The sequence below is a fragment of the Exiguobacterium sp. RIT341 genome, assembly GCF_000632205.1.
GTDB lineage: Bacteria > Bacillota > Bacilli > Exiguobacteriales > Exiguobacteriaceae > Exiguobacterium_A.
Genome location: NZ_JFYW01000001.1, coordinates 1,495,512 through 1,508,350, shown reverse-complemented (window position 1 = coordinate 1,508,350; position 12,839 = coordinate 1,495,512). Strand labels below are relative to the sequence as shown.

Genomic DNA, 12,839 nt, shown 5'->3' with positions numbered 1-12,839 from the left:
GGATGAAGAAGATGCAAATGAACGTCGTATTGGATCAACGACTCCAAAAAGTCGTGTCGTATATTCCACAAGGAGCCATTCTTGCAGATATTGGTTCGGATCATGCATTCGTACCGTGTTTTTGTATCCAACAAAATAAAATCGAACGCGCCATCGCGGGGGAAGTGAATGAAGGACCGATGGAGGCCGCAAAAGGACAGGTGGCACTTGTAGGACTCGAGTCCCAAATTGATGTCCGTCTCGGGAGTGGTCTATCGGTATTGAAACCGGGAGAAGCGACAGCGATCACGATCGCGGGAATGGGTGGAACATTGATTGCCTCAATCCTTGAAGAAGGGAAAGATCGATTGTCGGGAGAAGAACGTTTGATTCTACAACCGAATGTCGATGCAGTCGATGTCCGAAACTGGTTACTCGCACATTCGTATGCCTTATTGTCAGAAGCCATCGTCGAGGAGAATGGGAAGATTTATGAAATCCTTGTCGCGGAACGTGGCGAAGAAACCTTATATTCGGAAGATGAAACAACACGACAATGGGAACTCTTCTTTGGTCCTCAGTTGATGCGAGAGCGAGCGCCAGAATTCATTGCAAAGTGGCAAATGGAAAAACAAAAACATCAGTATATTTTGGAGCAGATGAAGCAAGGACAAACTACGGAAATCTTATCTGAAAAAATCATAGCGATCGAACGATTGATTCAAAAGATGGAAGAGGTGACAAGCTGATGGCGAATGGGAATTATGTCATTGAGCAGTTTGAAGCATTCGCTCCGAAAAAATTCGCGCTCGAGGGTGATCCGATCGGTTTGCATATTGGAACGTTGAACAAGGACGTAAAACGTGTGCTCGTGACACTTGATGTCTTGGAGTCTGTCGTTGATGAAGCGATTGAAAAAAAGGTTGATCTCATCATCGCGCATCATCCACCGATTTTTAGCAAGTTAGCGAATGTGACGGATCGTTCCGCAACAGGACGCATCGTCACAAAATGTATCAAGCACGATATTGCGGTGTACGCTGCGCATACGAACCTTGATGTGACACCAGGAGGGGTCAATGATTGGATGGCAGAGGCAATCGGTCTTGAGTCATGTGAAGTTCTCGCCCCCACATTTGAAAATACGCGCTACAAGTTGAGCGTTTTTGTACCGACAGAAGCTGCAGAGCGTGTCTCGACAGCACTTGCGAAAGCAGGAGCCGGGCAAGAAGGGGATTATAGTGACTGCCAGTTTCATGTCAATGGAACTGGGCAATTCCGACCGTCGCCTGAGGCTACGCCATATATCGGTGAAGCGAATCAACTCGAGCGGGTTTCTGAAGTCCGAATTGAGACGATCGTGACGGAATTGGATCAGAAACAAGTCATTCGAGCGATGAAGCAGGCACATCCTTACGAAGAGGTAGCCTATGATCTCATAAAGCAGGAACGTCCGGCAGCGCCACTTGGTCTCGGACGGATAGGTCGATTGCCGAAACCCATGACGTTGCGAGCATTTGCAGAGCACGTTCGGACGGTGTTTGGTGTTCAAAACTTGCGTTTCGTTGGAGACGAATCACGGGAGATCAATAAAGTCGCTGTTCTCGGTGGCGATGGGAATAAATATGTCTCGACAGCAGCTTTTGCCGGAGCCGATGTCCTTGTCACGGGTGATCTCTATTTTCATGTCGCCCATGATGCGATGGCACTTGGACTAGCGGTCGTTGATCCCGGACATCATGTAGAGTCGGTCATGAAAGAAGGCGTCGTCAACGAATTGAAGCGCCGATTCGATCAGAAAAAAATCGACGTTGAACTACTAATTTCAACAGCGAATACGAATCCGTTTCAGTTTTTGTGAGGCAACGAATCGAGTACGCTAAGGGTATCTTTTGAGCAGTAAAAAACCGAGTCGCGAATGATAATCGCGACTCGGTTTTGCTGTATCGATTGTTAGGATTAAAGTACTTTGACTTTAGGCAAAATCCGTCTTAGTTCAAGGAATGGTGTCTTGTCATGCGTACTAATATCAGTAGGATCATATTGTTGTAAGAAGTCGATGACTTTTTTCGTGATCGGTGTTGGCGTCGATGCACCTGATGTGACGCCGACTTGCTGTACACCTTCAAGCCATGATAAATCAAGCTCCGTTAAATCGCCGATTCGATGTGCAGGAGTTCCTGCGATATCAAAGGATACCTGTGCCAAACGGTTCGAGTTGTTCGAACGTGGGTCACCGACGACGATGACGAGATCACAGTCTCCTGCTTGATCCGCTACCGCTTCTTGTCGGACTTGTGTTGCGTTACAGATTTCATTGTGTACTTCCACATGCGGATATTTTTTCCGAACGTGTTCCATCAAAGCTTGGACATCCCATTGACTCATCGTTGTCTGGTTCGTGACGATGATTTTTTTATGAGCAAGCTGAGGAGGAAGTTCATCGATATCTTCGACTTTTTCGATGAGGTGAACATGTTCCGGCGCTACGCCGACGGCACCTTCAGGCTCCGGATGCCCATGTTTCCCGACGTAGATGACTTCGTAATCATCTGCGACGACTTGACGAATCAAGTCGTGGGTACGCGTTACGTCAGGACACGTCGCATCGACGACGTGTAAGTTCTTCTCTGCAGCACGAGCATAAACAGCAGGTGAAATACCGTGTGCTGTAAAGATGACCGTTCCCTCTTGAATCGTCTCTAAGGCTTCGAGGCGATCAGGACCATCAACAGTGATGACGCCCATGTTTTCGAACTCACGTGTGACGTGAGCATTGTGGACGATCATCCCTAAAATATGGATCGGACGTGGCAAATCTTTATTCAATGCCGCTTGTTGTGCAAGTTTCATTGCGTCGACGACACCGTAACAATAGCCGCGGGGGCTGATTTTTTTTACTAGCATAGTTGTAGATTCTCCCTTTGTGAAAAAGAATGATTAGTTAGAGTGTACCATTGATTGAAGCTGAATGAAAATAGAGGAGTCTGTTTCAGCCACAGAACATGCTATACTAATGAAGTTGTCAATTATTCAAAAGGGAGGCGAAGGGATGGAGTCAAAGAAAATGATGCGGTCGTATTTTTTCCAAATCACCGCCGTCTTATTCATCCTGATTTGTCTTGTCATTTCAGCGCTTGCCTTCACTGCAGACCGGGTCACGATTTCCCGAGTCGAACAACAAACAGAGAAACAGAGTGAAAAAAGTGTTGAAGTCTCTGGGAATGCGATTCGCGACAATGTCGGGAATTTGCATGAAGAAATCATGAGCTTGCAGTTGAATGTCAAAAACCCTAAAAAGTTGAGTCGGAAAATTGAGGAGTCTAAATTGTTAGACATTGATACAGGGTTTAAAAGTCTCTTTTATTTTGACCGAAAGACGAAACAAATCACCTGGTTCTCAAGCGATGATCGTCGAGTGGAGAATAGTACCATCCTAAAAGACGATGATTTTGTGCAAACGTTGACGAGTACGGATTTTCATATGAGCAAGCTATATACGATGGAGTCAGATGCTGTCACGTACATGTTCGTCCCGATTCGAGACGGCAATGAGCGTGTCGGAGTCTTTGGTGGTGGATTAAGCGTCATGAATTCGATTGTTTTTCGAAATTCACTTGAATCGTTCGACGATCAGACCATTGCTTACCTCTTCAATAGTAAAAAACAATTGTTAGCCACATCCAGTAATCTCGTGACAGATGAAGAGCGCGTATTATCGAGAAGTGTGGTTGACCGTGCTTTTAAATCGCTAGAACCTTCCGAGATTTTTAGTACGAATCAAGATATGTATTACTTTGCGAAAGATTTGAAAGTGACGGATTGGAAAATACTCGTTCGAACGCCGCGAAATGTTTTTTATGAACCGGTCTATACGACACGACAACAATATTTGATCATCGCGGCTTTAACGCTTGTCCTCAGTCTAATTGTCGGCTATTTGATGTCGAAGCAGTTGACCGCGCCGATGCTTGAACTTGTAAATAAGATCGAGAAAAGCACCTCACCCAAACCGATCGTTCTTGAGCGAGCGGGATCTAATGAGGTCAAGACACTCGTTGCCGCCTATAACGAGTATGCACAACGGATGGAAAATGCGCGTCTTGAGCAATTGAGTCAGCAACAAACGATGTTACATCAAGAAAAATTAGCATCGCTCGGTCAATTAGCAGCAGGAATCGCACACGAAATCCGTAATCCATTGACGCCTGTTAAGATGACCTTACAGTTGTTAGCGACGGAAAAAGATCGTAATGCAGAAATGCTCGTTCTTGCTTTATCAGAACTCGATCGGGCGAATGGTATGATTCAAACGATGCTCGATCTGTCAAAAGGTGAGAACAATGCGCTTCAAAAAACAACGATTGATATGAATGATTTAATGAAGAAATTGACATATATCCTCGAAGCTGAAGCACATCATTACGAGGCGGACTGCAAGATTTATACACCATCCTTTATGCCGAAGATTTATGCGTCAGAAGAGGGAATCTTACAAATTTTAGCAAACTGTGTCCGAAATGCCCTACAAGCTGTTGCGTTTAAAGGACCGGACGGCATATGTCATCTGCATGTCCATGTCTATCCAGAAGAGGTCGTATTCATTGTTCAGGATAACGGAATCGGTATGGACGGAGATCAAATCGAACATGTCGGTCAAGCATTCAAAACATCGAAAGTCGACGGAAATGGACTTGGGATCTTCATGTCGAAACAAATCGTCCGTGATCATAAAGGGAAAATGATCTTTGATAGTAAGCCGGGCGTCGGTACGACGATTCAAGTTCACTTGCCACGAAAGGAGCAAATGGAATGAAATTCAATAAGGCCTGGTTATTCGTCCTGATTGTCTGGATTTCATCCGTTCTGTTCATTTCCAACTTGTTCGTCAATCCAGATCCTAGTCCACGACGTCATCTCGTTGGATTTACGATCGTGAATGATAAGCATGAGTTCGCACAACGGCTCGTAGATGCGTTTAAAACGCAGGCAAAAATCAATAAATACGAAGCGGTCGTCACGACTTCCCATAACTCACGCATCAATGAACGGGAGCAGATTCAAGAGTTCATTCGGATGAAAGTCGATGCGATCTTCGTGACGACACTAGATGACGTCTATATCGCTAATACATTAGAAGAAGCGGCTCGTGCCGGGATTCCGGTTTTTGCCATCGATCGATTGATTCGTTCCGATGCAGTCGTCAGTTCAATCACTTCAAATAATCAATTGATTGGGGAACAACTTGCATCATTCATTAAACACGAACGTATCAAGCAGACGGGACGAGCTACCGCCAATATCATTGAAGTCGCAGGGACAGCAAACGTCAATACAACGAATGAACGACACCGAGGATTTTTGACTAGTCTTGAGCGTGAGCCGGAACTTCAGATTGTCGAATCCGTGAATGGGGATTACGACCCCATCACTTCAGAAAAGGTTATGACGCAGGTGATTGAGTCAGGAATTCCGTTTGATGCCGTCTATTGTCATAATGACGATATCGCGCTCGGTGTCCTCGAAGCATTGAAAAAAGCAGGCATCAAAGGAAAAATAATTGTCGGCATAGACGGGAATCGTGCTATATTAGAAGCTGTTGACATGAAATCGATGGATGCGACGGTCGTCCAGAGTGCTGATGAGATGATGAAAGTCGCCTTCAGTGCATTGAAGCTTCATACGAAAAACAAAAAGATTCCAAATCGTTTTTATACGTACTCCTATCTGTATGACGGTAGTAGACCCATAACCATGTTGAACTAATCGAGAGGCAGATGCCTCAGCAAATAAGGAAAGGACGGTGTCAATTCATGAATGGATTCAGCCATTATCAATTACACCCGTTCGTCATCGAAGCACTCGATGACGCCCGCATCACAAAACCGACCGACATTCAGTCGCGGATCATCCCAGCTGCAGTAAAGGGGCGCGATATCATCGGTCAATCACAAACAGGAACAGGAAAAACGTTATCGTTCCTTCTTCCAATCGTTCAAAACGTCGATCCGAAGCTTCAAGAATTACAGGCGATCATCGTTGCTCCGACGCGTGAACTTGCTTGGCAAATCCATGAAGAACTAAAATCGTTACTCGTGAAAGAACCTGACTTCATCAAAACGAGTCTCATTACAGGTGGGATGGATCGCGAACGTCAAATTGGTCGTGTTAAAGTCTCGCCACAAATCGTCATCGGAACACCGGGACGTATTTTAGATTTATTCAAGGAACAAGCATTGAAGCCGCATTTCGTGAAGCACTACGTCATCGATGAAGCGGATCAAATGCTCGATATGGGGTTCTTGCCAGAAGTTGACCGGATTGCTCAAGCTCTTCCAGAACAGCTTCAGATGATGGTCTTCTCAGCAACGATTCCTGAGAAATTGCAACCGTTTTTGAAAAAATACATGAACAACCCGCGTTACGCCCATGTGGATCCGAAACAGCAGACAGCGAAGAAAATCGTTCACCATACGATTCCAGTCAAGCACCGTGAGCGCTCAGAGTTGACGCTAAAAGTCGCGAAAGCGTTGAACCCTTATATCTGTCTGATCTTTACGAACACAAAAGCAGAAGCAATCGAAGTCGAAGCTTTGTTCCTAGAAGCAGGACTTAATGTTGGTTCTCTTCACGGTGATCTCCCGGCTCGTCGCCGGAAACAAGCGATCAAGGAAATCAACGATGCGAAGTACCAGTATGTCATCGTGACGGATCTTGCTGCACGTGGAATCGATATTTCAGGTGTCTCACACGTCATCAACCACGGTATTCCGAAAGACTTGGACTTCTACGTTCACCGTGTTGGTCGGACAGGTCGTGTCGATCAAGATGGATTGGCGTACACGCTGTTTGAAGATCACGAGAACGGTATGATCAATCGCTTAGAGGATCGTGGCATTCAATTTACGAACGTCGATGTCAAAGGCAGTCAAATCGTCGAAGTCAAAGAACGTCGCCGTGCGAAGCCGCACATGAAGACTGCCGTCTCGAAGACAGCGCATAGTCGCCTTTCGGGTGAAGCAGCAAAAGCGAAAAAACGTGTTAAACCAGGTTATAAGAAGAAACATCAATATAAGCTGAAAGAAACAGCAAAACGTGAACGCATCAAAGAACAACGTGGTGTCGGTCGCGCGCAACGTAAAGAAAACGCCCGCAAATCAAAATAACTCCATTGATGACACCCGTGAAATGAAAAAACATTTTTCGGGTGTCTTGTTGTTTTCAAGATTTGGTACACTGTAAAAAGAGAAAGGTGGAAAACAACATGAAAATAGGTTCACACGTCTCCGTTTCGGGGAAAAAAATGCTGTTAGGTGCCAGTGAGGAAGCAGCGTCTTATGGTGCAACGACGATGATGGTCTATACAGGAGCACCTCAAAATACACGCCGTAAGCCGATGGAAGAGTTACGAATTCCGGAAGCGTTGCAACATATGAGTGCGAATGGAATTGAAGAAATCGTCGTACACGCACCGTATATCATCAACCTGGGGAATACGACAAAACCCGAGACATTCGAACTCGCGGTTTCGTTTTTAGGAGCTGAGATCAAACGAGCAGAAGCTCTAGAGAAAGCACGACACATCGTATTGCATCCAGGTGCGCATGTAGGTGCTGGGGAAGAGGTTGGAATCAAACGGATCGTTGAAGGACTCAATGAAGTATTGACAGGCGAAGAACAGGTGAAGATAGCGCTTGAGACGATGGCTGGAAAAGGATCGGAAATCGGAAAAACCTTCGAGGAACTTGCTCAGATCATCGAAGGCGTCACACATCATGATCGTCTGTCCGTCTGTCTTGATACATGCCACGTGCATGATGCGGGATACGATATCGTGCACGACCTAGATGGTGTTCTCGAACAATTCGACCGAATCGTCGGACTGGATCGTCTTGGTGTCATCCATGTGAATGACTCGAAAAATGTCCGCGGTGCGCGGAAAGACCGTCACGAAAATATTGGTTTTGGTGAGATTGGATTTGATGCCTTACACCGTGTCGTGCATCATCCTGCCCTGGCTCATTTACCCAAAATTCTAGAGACACCTTACATTGGTCTCGATCCAAAGAAAAAAGTAGCACCGTATAAACAAGAAATCGATATGTTACGTTCGGGTGCATTTGATGCAGACTGGCGTCTACCGATTCTAGGAGCACCGGTCGAATAACTCATAAAGGGGTGTCAGTGATGTGTCATATACTCGTCGTCGATGAGACTAATTTTGCGATACGACAAGCTGTTGTCCACTATTATGAAACAAAGGAACCGTTTTATTTGCCGGCAGATCTGGCAGAGGGAGAAGAAGTATTTCTTGCGACGTCTGATGGAATCATTGCGTATGCAGAAGTCTTGTTCACGGAGTATACGACACGTCCAGAGGATCCGTTTTGGTTGACCGTTGCTGACGATTCGGAAGGATCTTATGTATGTCTTGATCTCATCAGTGTGGATTTACGACATCCGTTACTTGGACGACCACTCGATCAACTTAGTCTTAAAACCGGACCAGTCGAAAGCGCGTTTCGCACACGTCTGCTTGATTCATGGCAGTATGGGTATTTCGAAACCGATGTGCTGACACTCGAACAATCTAAACAACGTCGAATCGAGCGCTTCAAGGAGCGAAATCATCTAGAACAAATTGCGCGTCAATGTGTTCATTGTGAAGAGTCTAGGCAGTCGTTACTCGAATGGCATTTGACATCAGAAGGATACCAGACGGTGTGTCCGACATGTCACCGGTGGTTACATCAACGGGTATTGCATGCTATGGATACGGCGGCGGCGTCGGAAGATAGTGAGTAAAAGCTTTTTCTATTCAAGCAGAGCTCGTATGACTGATCATCCAATCATTAAAACCTTAAAAGAATCAAAAAAACAGTTCTCTATCTGCGCTGGCAGTAAAGAGAACTGTTTTCATTTAGATTAGAAAAAGCGTTCTACTAAAAACAGATAGATTTTCATCCCAAGGAAGACACCAAAGATCCCGACGACGGCTGGGAAAACGGGTGGAGCAGGGATTGGTAATTTCAATGCGGTGAACACGACTCCGCAGATGACGCCTGCGAGAAGGGATAACAAGATTTGCTGAAGCATACATTTCGTCCTTTCTGCTGTAATCAGCATTTGAAGTAAAGTATATCTTAAATGTCAGGTGGCATTTTGATCAAGAATGACTTTGTCATCCTTCTTTTCGATTGTGATCCACTTTTGTTTCAATGGAGCTGTAAAACTTGGTTTTTGTTTTAATTTGCCGCTCGTATAATCTAGAATCAGCAACTGTGATTCGCAGCTCTGTTTTCCGTCTTTAACGTAATAATAGGATCCAGCGGCTGTCTGCTCACGCGCTTTGACATTATCAGCAAGGGCGAGGGCGAGACAATCCTTTAGATATTGTTTATGTTCTTCGTCCATAATCGGGAACAAGATTTCAATCCGTTTTCGCATGTTGCGTGTCATCCAGTCAGCACTTGATCCATACATCAAATCCTGCCCGTTATGATGGAAGTAGAAGATGCGTGAATGTTCCAAATAACGATCAACGATCGAGATGACGCGAATGTTCTCCGAAACACCTGGAATGCCAGGACGCAGACAACAGACGCCACGAACGATAAGTTCGACTTGTACACCGGCGCGCGATGCCTTATAGAGACGTAAGATGATGTCTTTCTCCGTTAAACTATTCATCTTGGCGACGATTCGACCGTTTCCGTGTTTTTGATGATGATGGATTTCTTCATCAATCAATGACAGGAACTTCTCAAGCATCGCGTTCGGTGAAGTTTGGATGACGTTCCATTCGGGTTGTTCCCCGTATCCGGACAACCAGTTAAAGAAGTTTGTCGCATCTTCGGCGATTTCTTCTCGAGCCGTCAATAATCCGACATCCGTGTATAGTTTCGCCGTCGAATCATTATAGTTGCCGGTACCAAGATGGACGAAACGCTGAATCTTTCCTTCGTGGAGTCGGACGACGAGCGTGATCTTCGAGTGTGTCTTTAAATCACTATATCCGTAGATGACATGAGCGCCGGCTTTTTCTAGCTGCTTTGCCCACTCGATGTTCTTCGCCTCATCGAATCGAGCTTTGAGTTCGACGAGGACAGTGACCTGTTTCCCGTTCTCGGCTGCTGTTTTTAAGGCTTTAATGATCGGTGAGTCACCAGATACGCGGTAAAGGGTTTGTTTGATGGCAAGGACGTTCGGATCATTAGCCGCTTGGACGATGAACCGGACGATAGGATCAAACGTATGATACGGATGATGCAAGAGATAGTCGCGTTCCAGTAATTGATTGAACAGATTTTTTGAACTATCGAGTGCGGGTGGGTCGACCGGCATGATCGTCTGATAGATCAAATGATCATATTCAACACCGATTTGACTGTAGAAGGCGAAGGAGAAAGTCAAATCAATCGGACCATCCACAGCAAAGATATCGCGTTCCTGCAAATCAAGTACATCACGTAGCATGTTGAGTAGTTCAGTATTGATGGCAGCTTTTTGGACTTCAAGTCGAATTGCTACCCCCCAACGCCGTTTTTTTAATTCCTTTTCGATTAACTTCAATAAATCGTGTGTCCCTTCTTCGTGAAACGGAAGGTCGGCATTCCGGGTGATCCGAAATGGCATGGCAGACAACACGCGATAGCCTTTAAATAAACTGTCAATGAAGGCGATGATGACGTCTTCGAGTAAAATGACAGCCGTTGTCTCGTCATCTTCTACCGGTAAATCGACGAATCGCGGTAAAACAGCAGGTACTTGTACGAGTGCCAAATTTCGTTTCGTCCCATCTTCTGCTTCAAGAACCGTTGCGATGTTAAGTGATTTTGAAGACAACATCGGGAACGGACGATAGGCATCGACAGCAACAGGCGTGAGTACCGGAAAGACTTGTTCACGGAAAAAGGATTTTACATAGGTCGTTTGTTCTGAAGTCAGGGCGTCGTATTTTAAGAATGTAATGCCTTCATCTGATAACGTCTGATTGATTGCTTGAAATGCTTCGTATTGCCGATCGACTAACTCTTTTGTTTTCAACGCGATCGCACGTAACTGTTGCTTAGGTGTCATCTGTTGTTTATTTTCCGGTTTATTGAACCCAGCGAGCACTTCATCCTTTAAGCCACCGACCCTTACCATATAGAACTCGTCTAAATTGGAACTAAAGATACCGAGAAACTTAAAACGTTCCATTAATGGATTGCGTGTGTCAAAAGCTTCACCCAGTACACGTTCATTGAACTGGAGCCAGCTGAGCTCACGATTATTGAAATGTTCCGGTATGTCGAGCTTCATGAAGGAAGATCTCCTTTCGTTTCGAAGGTAATCGTACAATCAATGATTCGTTCCAGGTGTTTCTTTTGTTTTTCGGCTTTTTCGACTTCAAATCCATAATCGTGATCGCCTGTATCGAGGACGAATTGGAGTTGGTCCTTTTTAAGGAACAGTTCCAAATGATCGACAGCTTTTCGTTCCGTCACGTCGAGGGCATGGCTTAACTTGAGTAAAGAACCGAGTAAGTCGAAGCGGTCCAGTGATTCTTCCGTGAACCATTCTTTGAACGGCTTTGCTAATTGTTGCATCCGTTTCGCTGAAGAATAGGAGCTGACAAGGGAGAGTGCAACGCGATCCTTATGCGTCATGCCATTCATTTCGGTGTTCGTCAACAAATAAAACGTCTGGTCTGATCGCGTGTCCGGATTAATGTATTGACCGCAATAAAACAAACGACTTGCGGAATCGAGGAGGCGTAAATCGGACGCTCGTTCTGATACCAGGTCTAACGTGACGAGTTGACGGTACATCGATTTAGCAAGTGTTCCGATATACGACGCACGATCACGATTGACCTTATAATCACTTTCAAGCTGATAGAGGCTCTGCTCACGTACGTTTTCAATCCGGCGGTATGCTTCGTCCTGCACGTCGAACTCGTAAACAAGACCTTCACGAAGACCGAGATTGCTCATGATGAATTCTTCCGCTTCGATGTGTTGAGCTAACCCTTGGATCGCAATCAATGCCGGCAGGAAAATATCGATTCGATCCTTTGATAACCCTTCGATTTTCGATAGCTGTTTCGCTGATTTCCCTTCCAGATCATCGACCATCTTCGCGAGTTCCTTCGCCTTGATTTGATATTGATGAACGCTCCGAAGCGGATAATCCTGATTGGATTGATGGATACGAACGAAGTTTCGGGCAGAACCACCGACACCGATTAAAGGAAGCTTTTTATCACTTAGCCATGGTATCGATTCGAATTGTTCCCGTAAGAATTTCACCAACTTCTTCTTATCACTTGCACTAAGTGTCACGTCGGAAACGAATTGCCGTGTCAATGTGACGGCGCCAAATGGAAAGCTATGATACGCTACCATCTCGCGATTTTCGATCAAGGTGACTTCCATGGAACCACCGCCGATGTCGACAGAAAACCCATCTGTCAGGAAGGTCGAATTTATGATAGCAAAATAACCATAGTATGCTTCTTGTTTGTCTGTTAGAACCTGAATGGAAAAAGGTGTGTTTTCAGTAACGGATTTAACAATTGCTTCTCGATTCGTCGCATTACGAATAGCAGCGGTCGCGACACAAATCGTCTCCTCGACCTCATGGGTGACACCGACTTCGTAAAATCGATGTAACGTTTCTTCGAGTAACGAGATGCCTGCGTCGTCAAGTGCTCCGTCTTTATTGATATGAGCAGATAAACGCGCGACGACTTTAATGTTAATCTTCTCGATGTAACGACCAGAAGCGATCGGATGGAAGATGACATAACGAATTGAGTTGGAACCGATATCGATAACTGCAAGTTCTTGTTTCAAGTGACCTCGACTCCTCTCTGC

11 protein-coding genes are annotated in these 12,839 nt (G+C 45.3%); 7 read left to right on the top strand and 4 right to left on the bottom strand.

Annotated elements, in window-relative coordinates:
• Nucleotides 1–11: 11 nt before the first annotated feature.
• Both BW42_RS07895 and BW42_RS07890 read left to right on the top strand, forming a co-directional pair.
• The gene (locus tag BW42_RS07895) at nt 12–728 is read left to right on the top strand and encodes a tRNA (adenine(22)-N(1))-methyltransferase TrmK (RefSeq protein WP_052019072.1); all 717 of its coding nucleotides are present in this window, start codon (nt 12–14) and stop codon (nt 726–728) included.
• Nucleotides 728–1,840 carry a Nif3-like dinuclear metal center hexameric protein gene (locus BW42_RS07890; RefSeq protein WP_035409201.1) on the top strand — a complete coding sequence of 371 codons (1,113 nt, stop codon included), beginning with the start codon at nt 728–730 and terminating at the stop codon, nt 1,838–1,840. Before BW42_RS07895 ends, BW42_RS07890 begins: the two co-directional genes overlap by 1 nt.
• A gap of 98 nt (nt 1,841–1,938) precedes the next feature.
• Here the strand turns inward: BW42_RS07890 and BW42_RS07885 are convergent, their stop codons facing one another.
• Nucleotides 1,939–2,886: a 4-hydroxy-3-methylbut-2-enyl diphosphate reductase gene (locus tag BW42_RS07885; protein WP_035409199.1), complete on the bottom strand. Its 948-nt coding sequence runs from the start codon at nt 2,884–2,886 to the stop codon at nt 1,939–1,941.
• Nucleotides 2,887–3,031: 145 nt separating this feature from the next.
• Here BW42_RS07885 and BW42_RS07880 point away from each other — a divergent pair, with 145 nt between their 5' ends.
• From BW42_RS07880 to BW42_RS07860, 5 genes are all read left to right on the top strand, one after another.
• Nucleotides 3,032–4,795, top strand: a complete 1,764-nt coding sequence (locus tag BW42_RS07880) for a nitrogen regulation protein NR(II) (protein WP_035409197.1) — start codon at nt 3,032–3,034, stop codon at nt 4,793–4,795.
• Nucleotides 4,792–5,745, top strand: a complete 954-nt coding sequence (locus BW42_RS07875; RefSeq protein WP_035409195.1) for a sugar ABC transporter substrate-binding protein — start codon at nt 4,792–4,794, stop codon at nt 5,743–5,745. The genes BW42_RS07880 and BW42_RS07875 overlap by 4 nt, the downstream gene beginning before the upstream one ends.
• Nucleotides 5,746–5,792: 47 nt before the next feature.
• Nucleotides 5,793–7,145: a DEAD/DEAH box helicase gene (locus BW42_RS07870; RefSeq protein WP_035409194.1), complete on the top strand. Its 1,353-nt coding sequence runs from the start codon at nt 5,793–5,795 to the stop codon at nt 7,143–7,145.
• A 98-nt stretch (nt 7,146–7,243) separates the two neighbouring features.
• On the top strand, nt 7,244–8,146 hold the full coding sequence (locus BW42_RS07865; protein ID WP_035409192.1) for a deoxyribonuclease IV: 903 nt from the start codon (nt 7,244–7,246) through the stop codon (nt 8,144–8,146).
• A gap of 20 nt (nt 8,147–8,166) precedes the next feature.
• On the top strand, nt 8,167–8,784 hold the full coding sequence (locus BW42_RS07860) for a hypothetical protein (RefSeq protein ID WP_035409190.1): 618 nt from the start codon (nt 8,167–8,169) through the stop codon (nt 8,782–8,784).
• Between the two features lie 120 nt (nt 8,785–8,904).
• Here BW42_RS07860 and BW42_RS07855 read toward each other — a convergent pair whose 3' ends face one another.
• Genes BW42_RS07855 through BW42_RS07845 form a run of 3 tightly spaced genes read right to left on the bottom strand, consistent with a single transcriptional unit; the run spans nt 8,905 to nt 12,818 of the window.
• The gene (locus tag BW42_RS07855; RefSeq protein WP_023467523.1) at nt 8,905–9,075 is read right to left on the bottom strand and encodes a XapX domain-containing protein; all 171 of its coding nucleotides are present in this window, start codon (nt 9,073–9,075) and stop codon (nt 8,905–8,907) included.
• 54 nt (nt 9,076–9,129) lie between these two features.
• A complete protein-coding gene (locus tag BW42_RS07850) occupies nt 9,130–11,283 on the bottom strand; it encodes an RNA degradosome polyphosphate kinase (RefSeq protein ID WP_035409188.1) in 2,154 nt (717 codons plus the stop codon).
• Nucleotides 11,280–12,818 carry a Ppx/GppA family phosphatase gene (locus BW42_RS07845; protein WP_035409186.1) on the bottom strand — a complete coding sequence of 513 codons (1,539 nt, stop codon included), beginning with the start codon at nt 12,816–12,818 and terminating at the stop codon, nt 11,280–11,282. Before BW42_RS07845 ends, BW42_RS07850 begins: the two co-directional genes overlap by 4 nt.
• Nucleotides 12,819–12,839 lie beyond the last annotated feature (21 nt).

Excerpts from the sequence above, each read along its gene's own strand:
- BW42_RS07895 (WP_052019072.1), top strand. The coding sequence starts at position 12 with ATGCAAATGAACGTCGTATTGGATCAACGACTCCAAAAAGTCGTGTCG.
- BW42_RS07890 (WP_035409201.1), top strand. The coding sequence starts at position 728 with ATGGCGAATGGGAATTATGTCATTGAGCAGTTTGAAGCATTCGCTCCG.
- BW42_RS07885 (WP_035409199.1), bottom strand. The coding sequence starts at position 2,886 with ATGCTAGTAAAAAAAATCAGCCCCCGCGGCTATTGTTACGGTGTCGTC.
- BW42_RS07880 (WP_035409197.1), top strand. The coding sequence starts at position 3,032 with ATGGAGTCAAAGAAAATGATGCGGTCGTATTTTTTCCAAATCACCGCC.
- BW42_RS07875 (WP_035409195.1), top strand. The coding sequence starts at position 4,792 with ATGAAATTCAATAAGGCCTGGTTATTCGTCCTGATTGTCTGGATTTCA.
- BW42_RS07870 (WP_035409194.1), top strand. The coding sequence starts at position 5,793 with ATGAATGGATTCAGCCATTATCAATTACACCCGTTCGTCATCGAAGCA.
- BW42_RS07865 (WP_035409192.1), top strand. The coding sequence starts at position 7,244 with ATGAAAATAGGTTCACACGTCTCCGTTTCGGGGAAAAAAATGCTGTTA.
- BW42_RS07860 (WP_035409190.1), top strand. The coding sequence starts at position 8,167 with ATGTGTCATATACTCGTCGTCGATGAGACTAATTTTGCGATACGACAA.
- BW42_RS07855 (WP_023467523.1), bottom strand. The coding sequence starts at position 9,075 with ATGCTTCAGCAAATCTTGTTATCCCTTCTCGCAGGCGTCATCTGCGGA.
- BW42_RS07850 (WP_035409188.1), bottom strand. The coding sequence starts at position 11,283 with ATGAAGCTCGACATACCGGAACATTTCAATAATCGTGAGCTCAGCTGG.